A 22035-nucleotide genomic window follows, 5' to 3' on the forward strand; every position below is an offset into this window, starting at 1 on the left:
TACGCCTCATATATTTTGGAGGAGAAATGTGAATGACAAGGAGTGGTGTCAAATGGATGAGGAGATTCGTCACATCCCGCAACCGATTCGAGACGATGAAGCCGGCGCAACCGATTTAGGCCCGCGAGACGTTCTGCGCGATTTGGAGAACCCAGATATGTTCGTTCCCCCTAAAACGGATGCGGGGACGATTCCTAATTTAAAATTTTCATATTCTGATACACATATGCACTTGAATCATGGCGGCTGGTCGAGGGAAATTACTGAGCGAGAGCTGCCTGTTTCAACAACGATTGCTGGTGTGAACATGCGGCTTACGCGCGGAGGTGTTCGTGAGCTTCATTGGCATAAGCAGGCGGAATGGGCATATATGATTTTAGGCAAAGCCCGGATCACATCTGTAGATGCAGAAGGACGGAATATGATCGCTGATGTAGAAGAAGGAGACTTGTGGTATTTCCCGCCCGGTATTCCGCACTCCATTCAAGGTCTTGAGGATGGCTGTGAGTTTCTCCTTGTGTTTGATGATGGTGCTTTTTCTGAATTTGATACGTTCACCATCACAGACTGGTTTGCTCATACACCAAAAAACATTCTTTCTGCTAATTTCGGCGTGCCAATCAAGCTGTTTGACCGCATTCCACATAAACAGCGCTATATGTTCCAAGGCTCTTCACCGGCATCCATTGAAAGCCAAACAGTCTCTGATCCATACGGCGGCATCAAACCGCCATTTACCCACCAGCTCCTTCGTCAAAAGCCAATCGTGACCGCTGGTGGAACCGTGCGAATCGTCGACTCACGCAATTTTCCAGTATCTAAAACCATTGCTGCTGCACTTGTGGAGGTAAAACCTGGCGGGATGAGAGAAATGCACTGGCACCCGAATAATGATGAGTGGCAATACTATTTAACCGGTACAGCCAAAATGACGGTTTTTGGGGCAGGCGGGACAGCTCGCACTTTTAATTACAGAGCAGGTGATGTTGGTTATGTTCCTTTCGGGATGGGGCATTACATACAAAATATCGGGCAAACGAGCCTTTGGTTTCTAGAAATGTTTAAAAGCGATCGATTTGCTGATATTTCATTGAACCAATGGATGGCCTTAACCCCTCCTCAATTAGTGAAGGAGCATTTGCATGTAGACGATGCATTGATTCATGCGTTGCATAAAGAAAAATCACCAGTTGTGAAGTATGAGCGATGACGAAAAAAACCGATCCATTTGTGCTGATCGGTTTTTTCTATGCTGTCATTACGATACGGCATGGGAATGTTGCTGCGCTTTTTTCGCCCATAAAATAGAAGCAATGAAACTCATACAAAGCACCAGCGTTCCAAACATAAATGGCAGCTCAATATTCACATCAAATAAAATACCCGCAAGACTTGGCCCGACGATATTCGCAAGGCTCATAAAGGAGGTATTGAGGCCGCCTGCTACCCCCTGCTGATTCCCTGCCATTTTAGAAAGTAATGTATTAAGAGCTGGACGAACAAACGAGGTGGCTGATAAAAATAAAATGGAGCCCGTAAAAATGAGCCAAAAGGAAGGAGCAAAGCGGCAGGCGATCAGCATAAACGCCGCAGCTAAAAGGGCATAACGGACGACACGCATTTCGCCAAATCGTTTCACAAAGGTATTTACTAAAGCACCTTGAACGATGACACCCGCAAGTCCAGCTACTGTAATGACAAATGCAATATCCTTCGGTGTAAAGCCATGTTTTTGGTCCACATATAAGCCAAAGATCGATTCAAAATGAATGATTCCGAAATTCAAAACAAAGGCCAAGATAAACAAAAAACCGTATGGTGTTTTTAAAGCCTGAATCATCTGCGTAAAAGGATTGAAATGAAGCTCTTTATTCAATCGTGCTTCTTCCTGCTTTTCCTTTGTTAAAGTTTCAGGTAAGAACAAGAAAGACAACAGCGTCGACAGGGCTGCAAAGGAACCAGCGATGAGGAAAGGAAAAGCAATCCCAAACTCAACCAAATAACCCCCAACACCCGGTCCAATGACAAAGCCTAACGTCATTGCTGCACTAAATAGCCCCATTCCTTTCCCTCGATCCTTTTCACTTGTGATATCAGCAATGTAGGCAAACATGGCGGGCATCAGCAGCGCACCAGCAGCTCCGCCTAAAAACCGAGACACAAACAGCATCCAAAGCTGATCGGCAAATGCAAAAATAAATTGAGCTACCGTAAAGCCGGCAATCCCGGCAATAATCAATTTTCTGCGTCCAAATCGATCAGTCAGCGCTCCGGCGACGGGTGATAAAGCAAATTGTGTGAGGCCAGTTGCAGCAACGAGGAAACCAAGTGTTTTCCCAGTTGCGCCAAAGGCTTCAATATAACTTGGCATGACAGGAACGATCAGACCAAATCCAAGCATGGCAATAAAAATATTGAGCATCAAAATGTACAATCTGCCCATTTTTTTCATATTAAAACCTCTTTCTTCAAAATAAATGAAAATGATGACAAAAATGATAAGAACTTCTTCAGTATAGCTATATCGCTCTCTATAAGTCTAGTTTTTCAAAAAACAGCGTTTTTTCCCAAATAAAAAATACCCGCTGGTGGCGAGTATTTTGAGTATCCCTTTTTTATTCAGCTTGTTCATAGATGGAAAGAGCCGCCTGTAACCCGGCGCCACAATTGATGGCTGCTCCGTACTTCATCAAGATGGCTTCAAGGCCTGCTAAAACAAATAGAATATTTTCCTTTCGGCAGCTATAGCCCATTGAGCCAATTCTCCATATCCGTCCTGCAAGCGGCCCAAATGAACTCGCAATTTCAATTCCAAAATGATGAAGAAGATCAGCCCGGACCGCTTCTCCGTCGATATCATTTGGAATGACGATACACGTCACGACCGGCATTTTGCAGTCTGGATCACCAAATAATTCAAGCCCCATCGCTTCAAGTCCTGCCATTAAAGCCTTCTCATGAAACAAGTGGCGCTGAAAACGTTCCTCCAGACCTTCCTCTAGCACAAGTCGAACCCCTTCTCTCAGTGCATAAAGCATCGTTGTCGCTTCTGTATGATGATTTAACCGCCTCGGGCTCCAATAATCTTGCAGCTGGCTTAGATCAAAGTAATTGCTTTTGATTGGAGAAATGTCTACCTGTTTTTGCAGTTCGTCCTGTGTTGCAATCCCTTTTTCTACTTTCTTTCTCGATTGTACGACGTCTGCCACTCGTTCATTATATGTGATCGGTGACATCCCTGATGGAACAGACAAGCATTTCTGCGAGCCCCCAATTGCCGCATCGATTTTCCATTCGTCTACCTTGACCTCGACACCACCAATTGTCGCCACAGCGTCTACAATAAAAAGCGCATCAAGCGCCCGGCATGCTTCACCAATTTTCTCAAGCGGCTGTAATCTTCCGGTAGATGTTTCACCGTGAACCATCGCAACAATTTTCGGCTTGACTTGATGCATCTCTGCGATGATGTCGTCTTGCTTAAAAACCGTTCCCCATTCACATTCCATTGTATGTACCTCAGCACCATAGCGCTGTCCAATTTCAATCAGCAAATGACCGAAGCGTCCAAAAACCGGAACGAGCATGACATCTCCGGGCTCGATCACACTGGCAAGCACAGCTTCAAGTCCTGAGCGGGACGTCCCATCAATTGGATAAGCCCATTCATTTTCTGTTTGAAAAAGTGATCGTAATAAGGTCATCGTTTCATTCATGATCTCTGTAAATGCAGGATCAAATTGACCAAGAATTGGTGTACTCATCACCCGAAGGACTCTCGGATCTACTTCGACAGGTCCTGGTGTCATAATTGTTCTAGTAGGTGTGTGTAGTTCTTTCACGTTATCCATCCTCTCCCTTGCTGTGTCCATCCTTATATGCCCACTTATACAGCAATGCTGATAAAATAGCAATCTCTTTTCTTACGAATTAATTACATAAAATTTACGATAAATCCATTTATTTCTTTATGGCAATATGATAGAACTAAAGAGTATACATTCCCTATGAAGGAGGAAATAGAATGAAAAGATCTTTATTTGGAACTGTGGCCGCCGGAATCATGATTTTCGGTACATTTGCCGCTCCGTTGCCTCCCGCTGCAAATGCTCAAGGCTTTACTCTGAATGAACCGAGTCAAACCATCACCTTTTCCCCGTTACAGCTTCAAACCGAAACATCTGCTCAACAAGCGAAAACAACCGCTTCAAGTCAAATTGATTCCTATTACCAATCTGCTGCTGGCAAATCTGGGCCTGCTCTTAAGAAAGCATTACACGATATTATTGATGATCATACGCAGCTATCCTACAGCCAGGTTTGGGATGCATTAAAGAAAACGGATGAAGATCCAAAAAATCCAAGCAATGTGCTCTTGCTCTATAGCGGTATCTCCAGGTCAAAGCAAGCAAATGGAGGAAACGTGGGACAGTGGAACCGGGAGCATGTGTGGGCTAAATCTCACGGCAATTTTGGGACGAGCCAGGGACCTGGTACAGATCTCCATCACCTTCGGGCAACAGACGTACAAACGAATAGCACACGAGGAAATTTAGATTTTGATATAGGCGGAAATGAATACAAGGGAGCGCCGGGTAACTTCTACGACAGCGACTCATTTGAACCTCATAGCCGGGTGAAAGGAGATGTAGCAAGAATGCTCTTTTATATGGCCGTCCGATATGAAGGTGATGACCGTTTCCCAGATTTAGAATTGAACAACAAAGTGAATAATGGAAGCGCCCCTCTTCACGGCAAAATGTCTGTCCTATTGAAATGGCACAAGCAAGATCCAGTCGATCAAATCGAACGGAATCGTAACGAAATCATCTATCAAACGTACCAGCACAATCGCAATCCTTTCATTGATCACCCTGAATGGGTAAGCGATATTTGGGAATAAAAAAGAGAGGCACTGCTATGAGCAAGCAGTGCCTTTCTTTTTTTCAAGCGGACAGACGAGACAATAATCAAGACTTTCCGATTTCTTCTCAAGCTTATAATACATACAGCAAGTCTTTCGATTTGATGTGTCTAGCAAACTTTCCTCTAAATTTAAGCTGTGCTGAAAAGGATTTTGCTTCGCTCCGAAAAGATCACCCGACGCCTTCTTCAGAAACAAATAATCCTCCCGTATGCGCTCTTTCATTTTAGGCTCTTCCGTTTCTCGCATCATGCTACGGTAAAGAGAATTGATACGTACCGCTACATTTTCCCATAAAATTGAATACGGAAGTCTTGAAGTACGTTTCAATACATCTAAAAGAGGTGTGACACACTGCGTAAATAGCGTGCGGACGACCTGCTCTCTCCACTCATGATGATCTCCTTCTAACTGAACAAAAGAACAGAGCGTTTCATCTAGCTCAATTTTACGATCTTCTCTAAAGACACACGCCTCTGGTGAAAACCGGTAGACAGCATCATACATCGTCATCAAGTACAAAGTAGAACTAACAGCTAAATAGGCATAGCGTTTTGAAAACATGGACGCCGCCACTGCTATATTCGGTGCATGCATCGCTTCCTTTTCAGCTTCTAATAAACGTCTGATAGATGCTTCTGAAAAAAGCGCAGCAAGTGTGCGATCAGATGTCATTGGTCCATTTGTGATGTGTACCCCGAAATCAAGTAATTCTCTCTCAACCCACTCTGGCTTCATATCAAAACCCCCATCTTTCGTTTAACGATTTCGCTGTTGATATAACAAATAAATAAAGAACGGTGCGCCAATCGCCGCCGTAAACACACCTGCCGGGACATCTAACGGAAGAAAGGCCGTTCTCGCAACTAAGTCTGCCAGCATCACGAGAATACTTCCAACAAGCGCAGATGCTGGAACAAGCGCAATAAAGGAACGACCGATGATCATCCTTGCAACATGCGGCGCCATCAGTCCGACAAATTCAATACCACCTGCGAATGCAACGGCAATACCGGCTAATGTCACACTCATCAGTAGAAAGAATAACCGCTTCGCCTGAACCTTGACCCCGAGACCTGTTGCAAGATCATCTCCAAGCTCCTTCACATTCATCGTTCTTGCAAGCACCATGACAATCGGTAAAATCATCAATACCCAAGGAAGCATTGCGATGACGTCCTTCATTGTAGAACCATATAAACTGCCCGTCAGCCAGATGTATGACTTGGTCGTGGTCATCGTATCGCTGAGCACAAGAGTAAACGTCACACACGCCTTCATAATGGCGGAAATCCCAATCCCCATCAAGACGAGCGTGATCGGCTTGACGCCTTTTTTCCATGAAAGCAAATAAATCAGGCATGATACCGCAAAAGCGCCTGCAATGGCCCACAACGACTGATAAGCAATAGGCACAGTGCCCATCCAAAAGACGATGAACATAATGGCGCCAAACGACGCACCGCTCGTAATTCCTATGATGTCAGGCGATGCAAGCGGATTTCGAATGAGACCTTGTAAAATAAGCCCCGATACCGCAAGTGCCGCTCCCACTAAAACCGCAAGCAGGGTCCTTGGAATCCTCAACGTATTTAATACAAACGTATTTCCCTCGCCTTGTCCGAAGATATGCAGCAGCACATCCGTAGGCGGAATAAACCGGCTGCCCATACAAAGGCTCAGAATAAATAAACCAAAGGCAATGCCTGTCAATAATAGTAAAATCAAAAACGTCCGCTTTGAAAATTGAAATGAAATGCGTCCGCCCTTTGAACGCACTGTATATGTTTTAGCCACCTGTCTTCAACCCCTTGCGCACGAGATAAACAAATAGAGGCGCTCCTGCTACCGCCGTCATGACACCAATCGGTACTTCCTGCGGCATGATCAGAAAACGAGCGGCAAGATCTGCGACAAGTAAAAGCGACGCCCCTACAACGGCACAATACGGCAGTACCCAGCGGTGGTCAGGTCCAACGAGCTTTTTCACAATATGCGGCACAAGAAAACCAACAAATCCAATGGATCCTGCAACAGCGACGGAACCTCCTGCTAAAAAGACGACAAGTACCCCCATCGTCATCTTCAAAAGAAGCGTACGCTGGCCAAGCCCTTTCGCAATATCATCACCCGATAAAAGGACATTGATCGAGCGGCCAAGAAGCAGCGCCACCACAGTTGCCCCAAGAATATAAGGCAGCACAGGCAGCAGCATATCTATACTTCTTCCTGACACTGAACCAGCCATCCAGAACAGGATGCTTTGAATGGACTGTTCATTCACGATTAAAAGTCCTTGAGTAAAGGACGCAAACAGAGCAGATATCGCAGCACCTGCGAGTACAATTTTGACCGGTGTCAGTCCGTCTCTTCCAATGGAGCCTAGAAGAAAGACGAGCATACCTGCAATGGCAGCGCCTAAAAAGGCCGTCCACATATAACCTGTTAACGACTCGGTAGAAAAGAAAACAATCGAAATCACAATAAAAAAGAGTCCACCTGCATTAATACCTAAAAGATCTGGTGCAGCCAGCGGATTCCTCGTCAATGCCTGCATGAGTGCACCTGAAATCGCTAGACTTGATCCAACGACCGTTGCAATTAAAGCTCTTGATAATCTGGATGTCATGACAATCACACTGTTTGGATCTGACTCATCGAACTGAAGAAACGCATGGATAGTGGCTTTGAGGGGAATGGAGGTTTGCCCAAGAGAAATACTGAGCATAAAAAAGACCAACATCAATACGATGAATCCAGCAAATAGCAGTGCCTTGCTTGAATCCTTTTCTAATAAACTTCTCATCTGATTCCCGCTTTCAATCTGTTATGGAAAAAAGGAGAAAATGGCATGTTCACATTTTCTCCTCCGTTCTACTTATTGATCAATTCCTAGACGATCATAAATATCATCAAGCATCATGTTTGCAGCAATGATTCCGCCTGCCATGTTCCAAGTGATTTCATCCACTTTATGCACTTCTTTTGCTTTGACTGCGTCAAGCTGTTTCCATAAAGGATGACTTGTCCACTCTTTATATGTTTTTTCAGCAGCCTTGTCTTGTTCACCTATGAAATAGTAGATCACATCCGCATTCATTTGTGGAATGCTTTCCTTGTCTGTTAATTGGACAACATCTAGTTTTTTATCTTTAATATTCTTAGGCCCTTCAAATCCTAACTCTGTCAAAATCGAACCTGCAAATCCAGTTTGGTAGATTCGCGTATGATCCGCTCGGAAATTAACAACTGCGACATTCAATGGCCAGTTTTTAATGTCCTTTTTCGCCTTTTCTTTGAAATCAGCGACACGGTCATCCCACTTCGTCAGCAATTCTTTTGATTTATCTTGCTGATCTAGCGCTTCACCCATTAACTTTACTGTATCTTTAAAAGTATACACTGTGTCAGTTGCAACAGTTGGCGCGATTTCTTTCAGCTGATCAAATATTTCTTCGTGGCGAATCTTTGATGCAAAGATGACATCTGGCTTCAGCTTTTCAATTTCTTCTAAGTTTGGTTGTGTTTCCTGCCCAACAATTTTGACACCCTTTAAATCATCTCTTAAATATTTATACGTAGGTGCTTCAAGCCAAGATTCTACAACACCCACTGGTTTAATGCCCATAGCGACGGCTGCATCCGTTGCTCCTTGATACAACGTCACCACACGTTTAGGCGATCCTTTAATTTCAGTTGAACCGATAGCGCTTTCAACGGTTCTTGTTTTCTCATTACTATCTGACTTGCCTTCACTGCTATTACTGCCACAAGCCGCAAGTAATACGATGGAGAGCACAACTAATAGCGACCAAAAAGATTTTTTGAACATGTACCTCACCTATCCATTCTATATGTAGTCACATCGTTTGATAACGATTCTCATTATCACACTATGATTTTATCATAGAAAAGGATGGTGTCAATGTAAATTTTTAAGAAAAAGGTAGAGTGTTGACTAGTTGTTCAGGTTAATTGGAACTTTTCCACATTTGGATTGTATGCCCAATCTTTTTTCCCGATTCTAGTAAAATGGACAAATGAGTATGGTTTTCTATCACTTGGTAAACAGATTGATTTTTCACCTGCTGATTTGGAAGCGCCAGATACGGATGAAATTTGTCTACGTCGTATAACTCATCCTCGCTTCCAACAAACATGCCATAAGGCTGGTCCAGCCTTGCAAATTGTTTTTGAGGTGCAGATGGCGTTAAGGCAAGAGCCATATTGATGGTGATGCCTGTTAAAAGAAGTGGATCTTGTGCAATTACCCATGCTGGGTAGTGAAATCGTACAGCTTCTGAATGCCCCATCAGCCTTCCTTTTGTCATCGCAGATAGCACAAATTTCCAAACTTGAACTGTGGCAAAAGGGACTTGATTAGACTTCGCTGTGTCAGATTTGTAGCCAAATTCAGGAGCAATAAAAAAGTAACCGTCTACTTTTCTTTTTTCACCCCAAGATAGATATTGAAGCAGCAATCCAGCTCCAGAGGAATGACCACAAAGATAAAGTGCTCCTTCGTGCTGCTGTTTGATGACATCCACAACTTGCGAAATATCTTGCCATACGTCAGTGACTTTGGGTGTATCTCCCTTTTTTCCTCCAGAATGTCCGTGACCTCTCAAATCCAGCAAAAACACATTCACGTGAAAATCATGTTGCAATGTATAGGCAATATGCTCATAACCAGCCAAGCTGTGAGCGCCTCCGCCATGAATGATGATCACATTGGTCTGCGTGTTTGTTTCTGATAAAAACGGATAATAAGCAAGACGTATGCCGTCATGTGATTGAATGAACTGTCTTTCTGGAATAGCTACAGGAGCTACTTCCTGCATACTTGTAAATGAGAACGGTTCTGTTTCGTTCATAATTAACTTTTGATCCTCCAATTAGAAACGAGAATGACTAGAGCATTGCTGGCCATTCTCATGTTCGCATCCTATTTTGTCATATCCCTCAAAGGGAAAGTCTCGCTCTCAATAATAGCGACAATTTGTTTTAACGCTTGGTTCGCTTCGGGAATAGGGAAGACAGGAAAGACGTGATTCATTTTTGGGTATTCGATATAGTTGATGGGAACACCCTGCTTGTCTGCCATCTCTTTGAATTTCCGGGCATCTGGGAGAAAGAATTCATGAGTGCCAATAAAAACAGAAATTCGTCCTAACGATTTGATTTCTCCATAGATCGGGCTGATCAAATGATGTGTTTCATCTGTATCACCTGCATAGGTTTTGCCCGACTCGATCAGTAAATCTAGGTTGAGCATTGGCTCTTTTGGAACCATTTTAGCGATATCAGGATGACTTAATGTCACATCAAGCCATGGTGATAATAGAATCATGTTTCCAGGCTGCGGGAGACCTTTTTTTGCTAAGTATTGAGCAAAGGCGAGCGATAAACCGCCGCCAGCAGAATCACCCATGATGACGATTTTTTCTGGTGTTCCTTTTTCTAAAAGAGCTTGGTAAACTGGGAGAACACTCTCGATTGCATCCATATACTGATGATTCGGTGCTTTTGGATAAACTGGCACATACACCGTACTATTTAATTGCTTCGTCAATCGATCCAAGAAACGCCAATGCCATACGAGCGGCTGCTCAATATAGCCTCCTCCATGTAAAAATAGCACCTGATGATCATCTGGCTGCACATCTGATTTCAACATGTACGTATCGACTGAAAACGTGCTGCTTTTGGTGATGTGATATTTCTTTTTCAACTTCTCAGGCAGCACATAAGGTAATTGATTCGCCATTCTTCGTTCTTCTAAATACCCCTCAACATTTAGTTTCTTCTTTGTAAGTACAAGTAACCATTCAACAAACAAACTTTGAATACTTCGCATACGATCGACCCCTATAGATAGAATGATGACAATCAATGTCTAGGAAAAGAATGGTTTCTCTTTTTCTAAAGCATAACATAAGAACTTGTGAATCCGTTAACTGCTTTGGACAGAATACTTTTTCTATACATCTATTCATTTATGAACACCTGTCTATTTATATTATATTTTCTAGATACATCATCATCAATTGTCAATCTTTCAATCATTGTTCATTAATCAACACATATTCAAAAACTGTTCATTTAAACACAAAAAAGACGAGTGTTGACCACTCGTCCCAGATTGTTGACAAAGGGCTAAAATGAACTTGATTTTAGCCCTTTGTCTTCTTTTCAGCGTGATAGAAAACCTTTGCAGCCCTAGGAAGGACGAGCATCGGCGCGGAGCGAATTTGACATTCGTGAGCACCGAAGCGCAGGACTGACACCGAATGCGAGGGTTTGTCTACATGCTGAGACGAGTGTTGACCACTCGTCCTTCTTCTTCCTCACTTCACTTCCTCATGCTCATGAGCAGTATCTCTTTTGCTCGCGATAAAGAGTGCACAGGTCATCGCAAGAATGGCCAGTGCCCACCAGAATGTCGATACGGCTTGTTCATGATCAATGATAATCAAACGGATGACAGCTGTGATGCCAATATAAATAAAATAGCGCAGCGGAAAATGAAAGTTGGATTTAAAGTATTTAATAATTAAGGCGATAAATTCAAAATACATAAAGAAGATCAGCAGCTCGCCAAGCATTCCATAATAGCTTTCTCCTTTGTTAAACAATGTTTTATAGACGAATTGCACGATGTACCATGTTTCACTAATTAAGAGTACGCTTAGCGCAATCGCTAGAAAGAACAGGCAGATATTCAGAAGGGCTTGCAGAAGATCAGGTACCTTTTGGAAATTGTTGAATCGTTTCATCAGATTGTTTCCCCATTCCATGATGTTGTTTTTGCTCTCTACATTTTGGTATTCCAAAATCGCAATACGATGTAGTAGGTATCGTGTTTTTCTACACTTTCAAACTGTCCATGCATTCGGGACATCATCCGCTTGATGCTTCGTTCCCCGAGTCCATTGCTTTCCGGGATGTTGTCTGTCTTTTTTATCGCATTGCTCACATGGATTTCAAAAACATCTTGGTCGGATAAAAAAGTGATCTGAATGTCCTTTTCAGGATCTGCGTATTTACGTAAGTTAGACATCACATTATCAAATACTCTGCCAAGCTCCTCGACATTCACATTGATATAGCTATCCGGCATTTCGCCTAAAATATGGACCTTGAAATTCTCCTGATGCAGCAGAGCGACCTGATCTGATAGAAGATCATAAATCACTTCTTTGACTGCAACGGTTTCAAGCTCTGACTCGTGCTCTTTATCAAGCAGAAAATAGGCAAATAGATGATCAGACAGGTTCTTTAATTGCAGTGCTTTTCCATATGCACTCGCTATATATTGCTCCTTGCGTGTATCCGCTAGAGCCTCCTCTTTTTTCGCAAATTCCAGATTCATGATCAGTGATGTCAGCGGGGTTCTCATATCATGCGACATTTCGGTCACCAAGCTGCGGCTCTCTTCCTGCAGATCATCAATAGCCTGAAGCTTGTCCAAAAAGGCTGTTCTTAAATCCTCAATGCTCTTTGCAATCATGGCCAATTCATCATGCCCCTTCACTGTCATCTCATAATCGAGCTCACCGCCTTCAAGAATATGAATCTCTTCACGGATCGTTTGCAAGTAACGCAGACTTCGGCGAATGCCAACAAGCACAATCAGGAGAAAAATGAGTGTTGCACCAAGCAGTTCTAGTGTAAAGGCGAGATCGTGATATCGAGATGAGTAAAACCCGTCTACCATAACCCTACCTTCTCCGTCGCTAAATTGAACCGGGTAAGAATGACGCTTTGCGTAGTCGGTCACCTTTTCTTTCCCATAGGCCGATTGGTCAGCGACAGAGTAAATCGAGTCATATTGAAGTACTTCATCTTTGTAAACAGTGAGATTAATATAATCTTCTTTTTTCACCCACTCACCGAATGCTTTTCGATCCGTTGAAGTTAGCTCATGTTCTGAAACGTAGCGGTTGAATTTTTGGATGTATCTGGCTGACTCTGCCTGATTATACTCATCTGAACTCAAATATCCTTCGATCAGGTGATCGGTGATCTTTTGCAATGTCAAAAAGACAATACCACTTACGATGACAGCGACTAATATAAGTAGTGACAGCTTTTGGGTCAGCGTATATTTACGATGTGCCAAACCGGTATCCTCTCCCCCATTCTGTTTTGATATACACGGGATGAGCCGGGTCATCCTCAATTTTGGCACGCAGCTTTCGGATATGCACCATGACCGTATTGTTTGAACAATAAAAATAAGGCTGCCCCCACACGCTTTCATAAATATTTTGAGCAGAAAATATTTTGTTTCGCTTGTTCATGAGCAGTTTTAATATCCGATATTCTAAATCAGATAACTTGATTTGCTGGCCACTTTTCCACACTTCATTAAATTCTTCACTCAACTTCAGGCTACCGCCAACTAAATAGGTTTCTTCCTGTTCTTTTTTTTCCTGATAGATGGTATATCTGCGCAATTGCGCCATGACCCTAGCGTGAAGCTCCTCCTCTGAAAAAGGTTTTGTCATATAATCATCTCCGCCAGCGAGTAATCCTTCTGTCTTATCCAATGTACTTGATCTGGCTGTCAGAAATAAAATGGGAACGTTTGAGGAGGCTCTTATTTGCTGGCACGTTTCTATACCGGAGATACCTGGCATCATGACATCCAAAATCACCAAATCCAGCGAATCATCTACAACATGCAATGCCTGCTTGCCATTCATGGCTCTCAACACCTCATACCCTGTACGTGTCAGAGATTCCTGCAACAGGTCACCAATATCCTGATCATCCTCTACAACTAATATTCGATGGGTCATATCTCTCTCACCTCATCCTCCATGACTTCATTCTTATATGTTATTACTATATATCATCTAGCTATGTGAAAAGATACACCATAAATCTTAAGTGTTTATGAATATGATCAATTGCCATCAAGTTGTCACATTTATTTTCAAAAAATTGGATCTTCATAAATGATTAAGAATTGACCTGTATATTGATTCATTGAAGGATCTATCTTTAGATCCAATACATGAAAAGGAGCATTAATATGAATGTAAGCAAAGTAGAACACGGACAACCAATGAGTCTCAAAGAACGGGTGCATTTTTTGGATATCGTACGAGGATTCGCCTTAATGGGGATTATTTTGGTCAACTATTTTTTGATTGTGGATTCGGTCAAGGGATTTGAGATGGAGTCTAATGATGTATTTCACAACTTGGTGAATTGGTTCGCCTCAGGGAAATTCATTACGTTATTTTCTTTTCTATTCGGGGTTGGTTTTATGATATTTATGGATCGAGCCGCTCAAAAGGTGGACAGCCCGAACAAGTTGTTTGCTCGCAGATTAACCATTCTCTTAGGGATTGGTCTTCTGCATGTCACGTTTGTATGGATTGGAGATATTTTAACCTATTATGCTGTCGCGGGCTTCTTACTGCTTTTCTTTTACAAACGCACAGCCAAAACCATCCTGTACTGGCTGATCACACTCTTTGTGATTCAATTGCTCACGCCTCTTTTCTCAATGCTGCTCAACACCATCAGAACAGGATCATCAGGCAAGCCGGATTTTGCCGATTTTGAATTGAACAGTCACAACAGTCTGACTTATTTAGCATCGATAGGTGACCGGTGGACAGATATGTTCACGATGGCTTCGAGCTCATTTTCCACCGTCTATTCCATGTTCTTCATGTTTTTACTTGGTGTGTATTTTGTGAAAATGTCGTTTTTCAAAAACATGGAGACGAAAAAAGCGATTTGGAATCGTATTTGGATGATTTGTACAATCGCTTTTCTTATCACACAAGGCAGTACGATTATGACAGCGGTCACCCCTTTTGAACATACGCCATGGATGAACATTGTCTCTGCACTTGAGCAAAATGGGGGATTGACTGGCAGTATGTTCTATATGAGTTCACTTGCGATGCTGTTTTTGCATGTTCCTCAGCTGCGAGGTGCTTTGATGATTTTTACCAAGGTCGGACGGATGTCCCTGACCTGCTATTTGCTTCACTCGATCATTGGAACAGTGCTGTTTCTGAAATATGGAGCCGGACTTGCAGATCATCTTCAACCCGCTGGTACGTTCTTCATTGGCATTGGCGTGTATGCCTTCCTTGTCCTTTTCAGTACGTTATGGTTAAAGCGATTTAAGTCTGGACCGATGGAATTTATCTGGCGTCAGCTGACGTATGGAAAGATCAATGACAAATCGAAAACAAATACATTTCAGGCGGCGAAGTAATAGAAAAAAGGCGAATTACGACAGTTCGCCTTTTTTCATGTGTTGAGTTTTTGTGTTTCAGATACAATCCGTTCATTTTATATATTGATCCATCATTTCTCGCAATTGAGTCAAATAACTCTCTTTTAATTCATCGGGGTATTCAATTTTGATATGTTTCCCAAATGAGATCAAATAGTGAGTCATATACGATAATTCTTCTTGGTTGTACCCCCCTACAATATAAGGCGTATCATCAATGATCTCCAATCTCATATTCGGATAATGATTCTTCAAAAACTTCTCTTTCCCTTGTTCCGTTAATCGACATTTAAAAGAGATATCATGATAAGTTTTTTCGTACTCGAGCTGCAGTGCTTTTAATTCTTCCTTCGTAAAAGTGTCTTTCGTTTCTTCTTCGATCATCATGTCCGTCATACAATCACATCTGTAGACGCCCCACTTTTTATTCTGAACATCAAATGCTTCGGTAAACCAAATTCCATTTCGATAAAACAACTCAAGAAATTGTAGCCTGATCCTTTTATGTTCATATTGAGTGTATGTCATCTTCACGATTTGATCTTCCATCATTGCCTGCAATATCAAATCCAAATGATTTTGTTCACTCACTGGCGCGACATGATAGTAATGAATCACATCCAAAATCTCCGTGATCCGATGTTTTCTCTCATCAGACATTGTAGCAAACAGTTTTTGACGAATCTGTGAGTAAGACTTTTTAAACGGTGTTGCTGACAACAGATCTAGGGCTTTAAGAGCGAAAAAAATGGCTTGAACTTCATCTATTTGAAAATAGATCGGAACCAATGGAGATTGATTCACGAGCCGATATCCTCCATGTCTGCCATTTTCAACATAAAAAGCTAAGCCCATGGACTCTAGCTCTTCCATATCTCTTAAAGCCGTACGTTTAGAAATACCGAATTCCGCTTCTAAATCTTTTAATTGAAATGAGTATTTATCGCTTAAAAAAATAAGCTCTTGGTTTAATCGTTCTGATTTTTTCATTTGATTTTCCTTCTGAAAAAGGTGCCATGTTGTGTCACCTTTTTATTTTATACTCAGTTTATCAAAAGAAAAGGAGCATGTATATGCAAACACTAATCATTAACGCGCACCCAGATTTCACTCATCGAGAAAGTTATTCAAACAAACTGCAAACACTATTTTTAAAGCAGTTTAAAGAAAGATTTCCTCATGAGGAACCAACCATTTTACATTTATATGGAACTGAAATTCCTCGTATCGAAATAGACCAGCTGCTAGGAATTTGGGATAAGCAAGCATCTGAACAATCATTAACAGCTGCCGAAGAAAAAATCGCCGCTGCTTCATCTGCTCTATTGGCTCAATTCAAAGCACATCATCGAATTGTGATTGTATCACCTGTTCATAATTTCAATGTGACTTCACGAATGAAAGATTATATAGATAATATCTTTATTGCGAGAGAAACGTTTAAGTATACAGAAGAGGGTTCAGTTGGTCTGATGACTGATGATTATCGTGTACTTTTGCTTCAAGCAAGTGGCTCAATTTTCACAAATAACGATCGGTACACACCACTGGAATTTTCATATTATTATCTAAAGGAAATATTCCAAAACTTGATGGGTTTTCAACAATTTCATATTGTCCGGGCACAAGGAACAGCGATTTTAGATCAAAGGACTATCTTACAATCTGCATCTGATGATATGACGAAAACCTTAGATGCGTTTTATGCACATCGTTAACCTCTATATTTTCAAGACCCAGAACGAAAAATTTTGCTCACTTGTCATCAATCTTATTTTTCGTTTTGGGGTGACTCCTATCTACTAGTACAAATATTATTGATGACTAATGCTGCCGTTTCACTCGGGTGGCTAAGAGGGAAATGGTGGCCATACGGAACAAAATCAACCTTCCCAAGATGCGATGGCGCAGAATAGCCTCTGTCATACTCCCCCCAAATCATGTGTAAGTTATCCTTTGTAACTTCTTTAAAGTCACCTTGATCGGTTTTCCGTAATAAATGGTTAAGCTGAACCGTTGTATTTAAAATTCTAGGAGAAGTAAAGCTGTTTCTGATTTTTTCAATATAATTTTCAGGGATGCTCTTCGTGCTTTCAAACAAACCATTTCTTAATACATAACGCTCTATCAAATGAGTCGTTGCCAATCTTAATGTCCATTTGTTCAGAAATTGAGGAACATGAAGTGATTTTGCCTTTTGTTTAGCAACAGGCGGCTGAAGTAAAGTGATGGAATACTTCTTATCTATGTAATTTTGTGCTAAAGCTTCTAGAAGAATATACGCACCGAATGAATGACCGATTAGATGTGCACCATTCGTCGCTTTCTCTATTACTTTTTTCACTACATTTAAATAGATGTCTAGAAGATGTTTCGCTCGTTTAAATGGAGAACGCCCCAAACCAGGAAGGTCCAAGATCCATACAGGTTGACCTGTTTTCTCATGAAGCTCTTGTGCTAAAGGAAATAAATCTTCTCCATCACTCAATAAACCATGTAATAAAATAAACGGCTTCCCCTCTCCTTGTAATTGGTAAAGGGTGTTATTATCGCATAATGTTCGTTTAAATAAATGTTGGTGCTCACCATTTTGAGCCATCATTCGATAATCTAGATCAGCTACTACAGCAGGGAAAAATGTCATGACACTCGTCTTCTTAAACCAATCTTCTCCCATTATTTTTTTCGCTGAAACATTTGAAAACGTTCGTTTTGTCATAAAATTCAATCCGTCAGAAGGAATGTTTGTGAGTTTACTTACACCACTCTTCATGATAGCTTTCATCAGTGGCATTGGGACAGAGATGTTTGGTGCCTTCATATTCATACTTTCTGACATCATACTTAATAGTCCAGCAACGTTCTGATCGTGCTCTTTGTCTTCAACAAGTGTATATGTTTGAATAGCCGGCTGCTCCAACTTGAAAACCTGTACAATACACTTCGCAAACTCATCGTTTGAAATAAGTGGTAACCGATAGTCCTTACCTCCAGGAATCACCGGCATGAGCCCTCTTCGCATACTCTTTACAAGCAAACCCAATCCTGCAATTTGCTCTGTACTCCCTGTTTGACTACTACCAACGACAGTTGGCGGATTAATGACAGAAAGCGGATAACCTACTGCTGATGCCTGCTGACGAATATAAAGATCTGCTAAAAACTTTGTTCTCTCATAAGGATTTTTTATTTTCAAGTAATCGTTTCCTTCTTCAAACACGTCGATGGCAATCTTGCTATTTTGATCATCAAAGGGACTCATATAACCGACAACATGAATAAATTGCTGCAAGCCCTTCGATTGATGAATACTTTTAGCTAATTCACCAATATATTTGGCGCCATTTAAAAAGGCGGAAGCTGCCTCTTTACTTGTCGCTTGAATATCCATAGGGCCTCCTGCGTGAATGATCACATCCGTTTTCAATACCCTCTCCTGATCTTCAGCACTTAGACCCAAATCGACTTTCGTCAAATCACCTTCAACAAAGTGCATCACTGCCTCTTTTAAAATGCCTCTTTCTTGAAAAATGCGTGTTGCTTTACTTTTTGACCTCACTAAAAGAAGAATGTTCACATCCTCTTTGACTAATTCTTTCACTAATTGCTTTCCAATAAAGCCTGTTCCACCAATTAAAAATACTGTTTTCATATGAGGTCTCCTTTTTAGTACTAACCAGTACTAATTTGATGTAAAAAAAATGCTTCTTTATCGAAGCAAGTTAAATAAATGATCTGCTGTTTTTGTAATGACAGTGGCATCCTTCAATGTTTCTGAAATAAATAACGCTCCTTCAAGATTTGTCATAAAAAGTGATGCCACCTCATCAATCTGAATCGAATCTCTGAATTCCCCGTTCTCTACCCCTTGTTTCAGTAATAGAGAAACTTTCTCTTGTAATCCTGTAAAAAAAAGACCTATTTTTTCTTTTATTTGTGTGGCCTGTGCAGGACTTTGAATATAAAGAGTAATAAATGGACAGCCGCCCTTATACTCTCTCGCCTGAACTCCTTGTGATAATTGCTTTAAAAACAGTTGAATACGATCTTCAACTGAAAATTGGGTCTGAGACAGTACGTCATCCATTGCAGCTTGATACATATCAATCCAATAATCAACGACCCCTTCTAATAATTCCTCCTTATTAGAAAAGTGATAATACACATTAGACTTTGAAACTTTGCTTACACGTACCAATTCATCCATACTTGTATAAGCAAACCCTTTTTCCAAAAATAATGTTGCAGCTACTTCAAGTACACGTTTTTGATTCATTAATTTTACCTTTGTCATAATTAGAACTATACAGTACTAAATTATATGTTGCAAGTATTTATGATCATTTAGAAAAGAGTTTGATGAAAAAGTTTTCTCAATGCGGTCAAACGCAAATGAGGAAACTAACAATAAGAGAGTTTCTTTTAATTATAATCTTCTCCTACCAGTAAAGTACTATACTTTGCTTTAAATTTTTCATACTTTCTCTCATCCTTAAATAATAAGAATGCCCCTCTGTCATCATAAATATGATAAATAAAATCTTTATTTATAAAGAAAATTTCAGGATAACTACTATATTTGTCATTGAACCTCGGAGCCATACTTTTAAAATCTTGATTACATATTGCCTTGATTATTTTCTTGTACTCTATATGCTGTTTTTTTGTTTCTAAAGAATATTGAATGACTTTTCCATTCTCATCTTTAGAATTTTTGACATTGAGTCTATATTTATTAATTTTTTTTGAATACTTACTATATACTCCTATCGGCCTCTGTAATGAATGCTCGCTTCGAACAATTGTGACGACGAACAATAAATCGTTCTCCCCAAAAAGTTCATCAAATATACTTATTGCAACATTATAAACCTTATTAAAAATATTGAGGATTTAAATGGCCTTGATCATTAAACTGATACATGTCTTTTTCGAGTTGAATATGAAGGCTTAGAGGTAACTCGTTAAAGGAATCATTAATTAAATCAATATTGAATTCACTTTGTAAATAATCTAGGTGAACCATATCTCATTCTCCATTCATTCTTTTATGTACAATTCTTATTTTATTCATACTCGACCACTTTTATTTAGTGTAGCTATACGCTCTCCGGATTTATTCATTAATTTGTAGTAACTTCCTCCATGAGAATTCCCTTTCCCAAAATCTCTTAAAATGGACCAACCAGATGTAGGATTTTTCCACTTTTGTCTACCTTTAACCTTCTTAGTGAAAAGAGGAATCTTAACTCCAGTATCATTCAATAAAGATTTTTTACATTTTTTTATACATAGTCAACTTAGATGTAACCAATGAAATAGAAAAAGACGAACTTAAAAAGTTCGTCTCATACACTAAAAGGTCATCTTGATCGGCACAAATTCGGCACGCTTCATCAACCTCTTATATCAATCATTTTCAACCCTCTGTATTAACCAATAGAACCTTCCATTTCAAACTTAATCAAACGGTTCATTTCAACGGCGTATTCCATTGGCAGTTCTTTTGTGAATGGCTCGATGAAGCCCATGACGATCATTTCTGTTGCTTCTTCTTCAGAAATTCCGCGGCTCATCAAGTAGAATAGCTGCTCTTCTGATACTTTTGATACCTTCGCTTCGTGCTCTAATGAAATGTTGTCGTTTAAGATTTCATTGTAAGGGATCGTATCAGATGTTGATTTGTTATCCATGATGAGTGTGTCACACTCGATGTTTGAGCGTGCACCCTCTGCTTTGCGTCCGAAGTGAACGATTCCGCGGTATGTGACTTTACCGCCTTGTTTGGAAATCGATTTCGATACGATCGTTGAAGATGTGTTTGGTGCAAGGTGAATCATTTTTGCACCTGCATCTTGGTGCTGACCTTTACCTGCTAGGGCAATACTTAATGTCATACCACGAGCGCCTTCACCTTTTAGGATAACCGCTGGGTATTTCATTGTCAGCTTAGAACCGATGTTTCCATCAATCCATTCCATTGTTGCATTCTCTTCACATACTGTACGTTTTGTCACAAGGTTGAAGACGTTGTTTGCCCAGTTTTGAATCGTTGTATAACGGCAGTAGCCGCCTTTTTTCACGATAATTTCAACAACCGCACTATGAAGTGAGTTTGTTGTGTAAACTGGAGCTGTACAACCTTCTACGTAATGTACATGTGCGCCTTCATCAACGATGATCAGTGTACGTTCGAACTGACCCATGTTCTCAGAGTTGATTCGGAAGTATGCTTGAAGTGGTGTATCTACTTTTACGCCTTTTGGTACGTAGATGAATGAACCACCAGACCATACAGCCGAGTTAAGCGCAGCAAATTTGTTGTCAGTCGGAGGAATGACTTTTGCCCAGTGCTCACGGAAGATGTCTTCGTTCTCTTTTAATGCACTGTCTGTATCTTTAAACACAATGCCTAAATCTTCAAGATCTTGCTTCATGTTGTGATACACAACTTCAGATTCGTACTGAGCAGATACACCTGCTAAGTACTTTTGCTCTGCTTCAGGGATTCCAAGCTTATCAAAGGTTTGTTTGATTTCTTCTGGTACTTCATCCCAAGAACGCTCAGAGCGTTCTGATGGTTTTACGTAGTACGTAATTTCATCAAAGTTTAATGCATTTAGATCTCCGCCCCATTGTGGCATCGGCATGTTGTAAAAGTGCTCAAGAGATTTCAAACGGAAGTCGAGCATCCACTGAGGCTCTTCTTTCATACGAGAAATTTCTTCAACGATCTCTTTTGTCAGTCCGCGCTCTGAACGGAAAATGGAAACGTCTTTATCAGAAAAGCCGTATTTATATTCACCAACATCTGGCATTTTTTTAGCCATCCATTTTCACTCCA

20 protein-coding genes are annotated in these 22035 nt (G+C 40.9%); 4 read left to right on the forward strand and 16 right to left on the reverse strand.

The annotated features are described in order from the left end of the window. The first annotated feature begins 52 nt into the window (after positions 1-52). A complete protein-coding gene (locus NSQ11_RS15150; protein ID WP_335357963.1) occupies positions 53-1210 on the forward strand; it encodes an oxalate decarboxylase family bicupin in 1158 nt (385 codons plus the stop codon). Between the two features lie 48 nt (positions 1211-1258). On the opposite strand, the gene NSQ11_RS15155 is transcribed toward NSQ11_RS15150, so the two are convergent. Together NSQ11_RS15155 and NSQ11_RS15160 are read right to left on the reverse strand one after the other, a co-directional pair. After that, positions 1259-2452: a tetracycline resistance MFS efflux pump gene (locus NSQ11_RS15155; protein ID WP_019743815.1), complete on the reverse strand. Its 1194-nt coding sequence runs from the start codon at positions 2450-2452 to the stop codon at positions 1259-1261. A gap of 163 nt (positions 2453-2615) precedes the next feature. Next, entirely contained in the window at positions 2616-3851 is a 1236-nt protein-coding gene (locus NSQ11_RS15160; protein WP_039168982.1) for an alanine--glyoxylate aminotransferase family protein, read from the reverse strand. 173 nt (positions 3852-4024) lie between these two features. Here NSQ11_RS15160 and NSQ11_RS15165 point away from each other — a divergent pair, with 173 nt between their 5' ends. Further along, complete coding sequence (locus NSQ11_RS15165) at positions 4025-4903, forward strand: endonuclease (protein WP_046526533.1); 879 nt, start codon at positions 4025-4027, stop codon at positions 4901-4903. A gap of 15 nt (positions 4904-4918) precedes the next feature. On the opposite strand, the gene NSQ11_RS15170 is transcribed toward NSQ11_RS15165, so the two are convergent. From NSQ11_RS15170 to NSQ11_RS15210, 9 genes are all read right to left on the reverse strand, one after another. After that, positions 4919-5662, reverse strand: a complete 744-nt coding sequence (locus NSQ11_RS15170; RefSeq protein ID WP_342501149.1) for an IucA/IucC family C-terminal-domain containing protein — start codon at positions 5660-5662, stop codon at positions 4919-4921. 21 nt (positions 5663-5683) lie between these two features. Continuing rightward, complete coding sequence (locus NSQ11_RS15175; RefSeq protein ID WP_035389316.1) at positions 5684-6721, reverse strand: iron ABC transporter permease; 1038 nt, start codon at positions 6719-6721, stop codon at positions 5684-5686. Further along, positions 6714-7730, reverse strand: coding sequence for an iron ABC transporter permease (locus tag NSQ11_RS15180; RefSeq protein WP_060832619.1), 1017 nt, complete (start codon positions 7728-7730; stop codon positions 6714-6716). Before NSQ11_RS15180 ends, NSQ11_RS15175 begins: the two co-directional genes overlap by 8 nt. Positions 7731-7802: 72 nt before the next feature. Then, positions 7803-8756 carry an iron-siderophore ABC transporter substrate-binding protein gene (locus NSQ11_RS15185; RefSeq protein ID WP_025207929.1) on the reverse strand — a complete coding sequence of 318 codons (954 nt, stop codon included), beginning with the start codon at positions 8754-8756 and terminating at the stop codon, positions 7803-7805. Positions 8757-8895: 139 nt separating this feature from the next. Beyond that, complete coding sequence (locus tag NSQ11_RS15190; protein ID WP_116306163.1) at positions 8896-9798, reverse strand: alpha/beta fold hydrolase; 903 nt, start codon at positions 9796-9798, stop codon at positions 8896-8898. A gap of 71 nt (positions 9799-9869) precedes the next feature. Continuing rightward, positions 9870-10781: an alpha/beta hydrolase gene (locus NSQ11_RS15195; protein ID WP_210552200.1), complete on the reverse strand. Its 912-nt coding sequence runs from the start codon at positions 10779-10781 to the stop codon at positions 9870-9872. 490 nt (positions 10782-11271) lie between these two features. Beyond that, positions 11272-11700 carry a phosphate-starvation-inducible protein PsiE gene (psiE, locus tag NSQ11_RS15200; RefSeq protein ID WP_008346998.1) on the reverse strand — a complete coding sequence of 143 codons (429 nt, stop codon included), beginning with the start codon at positions 11698-11700 and terminating at the stop codon, positions 11272-11274. 38 nt (positions 11701-11738) lie between these two features. Beyond that, on the reverse strand, positions 11739-13046 hold the full coding sequence (locus tag NSQ11_RS15205) for a HAMP domain-containing sensor histidine kinase (protein ID WP_224558684.1): 1308 nt from the start codon (positions 13044-13046) through the stop codon (positions 11739-11741). Next, on the reverse strand, positions 13033-13728 hold the full coding sequence (locus NSQ11_RS15210) for a response regulator transcription factor (RefSeq protein WP_048003170.1): 696 nt from the start codon (positions 13726-13728) through the stop codon (positions 13033-13035). The genes NSQ11_RS15205 and NSQ11_RS15210 overlap by 14 nt, the downstream gene beginning before the upstream one ends. A 236-nt stretch (positions 13729-13964) precedes the next feature. Between NSQ11_RS15210 and NSQ11_RS15215 the strand changes: the two genes are divergently transcribed. Beyond that, complete coding sequence (locus NSQ11_RS15215; protein ID WP_108611709.1) at positions 13965-15170, forward strand: DUF418 domain-containing protein; 1206 nt, start codon at positions 13965-13967, stop codon at positions 15168-15170. 72 nt (positions 15171-15242) lie between these two features. Here the strand turns inward: NSQ11_RS15215 and NSQ11_RS15220 are convergent, their stop codons facing one another. Then, entirely contained in the window at positions 15243-16181 is a 939-nt protein-coding gene (locus NSQ11_RS15220) for a WYL domain-containing protein (RefSeq protein WP_048002051.1), read from the reverse strand. A gap of 83 nt (positions 16182-16264) precedes the next feature. Here NSQ11_RS15220 and NSQ11_RS15225 point away from each other — a divergent pair, with 83 nt between their 5' ends. Further along, entirely contained in the window at positions 16265-16909 is a 645-nt protein-coding gene (locus NSQ11_RS15225) for an NAD(P)H-dependent oxidoreductase (protein WP_056702686.1), read from the forward strand. A gap of 77 nt (positions 16910-16986) precedes the next feature. On the opposite strand, the gene NSQ11_RS15230 is transcribed toward NSQ11_RS15225, so the two are convergent. The 4 genes from NSQ11_RS15230 to sufB all read right to left on the reverse strand — a co-directional run bounded on the left by NSQ11_RS15230 (position 16987) and on the right by sufB (position 22021). Next, a complete protein-coding gene (locus tag NSQ11_RS15230; protein ID WP_342501150.1) occupies positions 16987-18843 on the reverse strand; it encodes an alpha/beta fold hydrolase in 1857 nt (618 codons plus the stop codon). A gap of 57 nt (positions 18844-18900) precedes the next feature. Then, a complete protein-coding gene (locus NSQ11_RS15235) occupies positions 18901-19467 on the reverse strand; it encodes a TetR/AcrR family transcriptional regulator (RefSeq protein ID WP_046344428.1) in 567 nt (188 codons plus the stop codon). A 146-nt stretch (positions 19468-19613) separates the two neighbouring features. Then, positions 19614-20009 carry a hypothetical protein gene (locus NSQ11_RS15240; protein WP_017368009.1) on the reverse strand — a complete coding sequence of 132 codons (396 nt, stop codon included), beginning with the start codon at positions 20007-20009 and terminating at the stop codon, positions 19614-19616. A 614-nt stretch (positions 20010-20623) separates the two neighbouring features. Further along, positions 20624-22021: a Fe-S cluster assembly protein SufB gene (sufB, locus tag NSQ11_RS15245; RefSeq protein WP_007500362.1), complete on the reverse strand. Its 1398-nt coding sequence runs from the start codon at positions 22019-22021 to the stop codon at positions 20624-20626. Positions 22022-22035: the final 14 nt, after the last annotated feature.

This window comes from Bacillus sp. FSL W7-1582 (assembly GCF_038593325.1).
Taxonomy (GTDB): Bacteria; Bacillota; Bacilli; order Bacillales; family Bacillaceae; genus Bacillus; species Bacillus altitudinis.

Excerpts from the sequence above, each read along its gene's own strand:
- NSQ11_RS15155 (WP_019743815.1), bottom strand. The coding sequence starts at position 2,452 with ATGAAAAAAATGGGCAGATTGTACATTTTGATGCTCAATATTTTTATT.
- psiE (WP_008346998.1), bottom strand. The coding sequence starts at position 11,700 with ATGAAACGATTCAACAATTTCCAAAAGGTACCTGATCTTCTGCAAGCC.
- NSQ11_RS15160 (WP_039168982.1), bottom strand. The coding sequence starts at position 3,851 with ATGGATAACGTGAAAGAACTACACACACCTACTAGAACAATTATGACA.
- NSQ11_RS15150 (WP_335357963.1), top strand. The coding sequence starts at position 53 with ATGGATGAGGAGATTCGTCACATCCCGCAACCGATTCGAGACGATGAA.
- NSQ11_RS15195 (WP_210552200.1), bottom strand. The coding sequence starts at position 10,781 with ATGCGAAGTATTCAAAGTTTGTTTGTTGAATGGTTACTTGTACTTACA.
- NSQ11_RS15220 (WP_048002051.1), bottom strand. The coding sequence starts at position 16,181 with ATGAAAAAATCAGAACGATTAAACCAAGAGCTTATTTTTTTAAGCGAT.
- NSQ11_RS15190 (WP_116306163.1), bottom strand. The coding sequence starts at position 9,798 with ATGAACGAAACAGAACCGTTCTCATTTACAAGTATGCAGGAAGTAGCT.
- NSQ11_RS15215 (WP_108611709.1), top strand. The coding sequence starts at position 13,965 with ATGAATGTAAGCAAAGTAGAACACGGACAACCAATGAGTCTCAAAGAA.
- NSQ11_RS15235 (WP_046344428.1), bottom strand. The coding sequence starts at position 19,467 with ATGAATCAAAAACGTGTACTTGAAGTAGCTGCAACATTATTTTTGGAA.
- sufB (WP_007500362.1), bottom strand. The coding sequence starts at position 22,021 with ATGGCTAAAAAAATGCCAGATGTTGGTGAATATAAATACGGCTTTTCT.
- NSQ11_RS15225 (WP_056702686.1), top strand. The coding sequence starts at position 16,265 with ATGCAAACACTAATCATTAACGCGCACCCAGATTTCACTCATCGAGAA.
- NSQ11_RS15165 (WP_046526533.1), top strand. The coding sequence starts at position 4,025 with ATGAAAAGATCTTTATTTGGAACTGTGGCCGCCGGAATCATGATTTTC.
- NSQ11_RS15230 (WP_342501150.1), bottom strand. The coding sequence starts at position 18,843 with ATGAAAACAGTATTTTTAATTGGTGGAACAGGCTTTATTGGAAAGCAA.
- NSQ11_RS15210 (WP_048003170.1), bottom strand. The coding sequence starts at position 13,728 with ATGACCCATCGAATATTAGTTGTAGAGGATGATCAGGATATTGGTGAC.
- NSQ11_RS15170 (WP_342501149.1), bottom strand. The coding sequence starts at position 5,662 with ATGAAGCCAGAGTGGGTTGAGAGAGAATTACTTGATTTCGGGGTACAC.
- NSQ11_RS15180 (WP_060832619.1), bottom strand. The coding sequence starts at position 7,730 with ATGAGAAGTTTATTAGAAAAGGATTCAAGCAAGGCACTGCTATTTGCT.
- NSQ11_RS15185 (WP_025207929.1), bottom strand. The coding sequence starts at position 8,756 with ATGTTCAAAAAATCTTTTTGGTCGCTATTAGTTGTGCTCTCCATCGTA.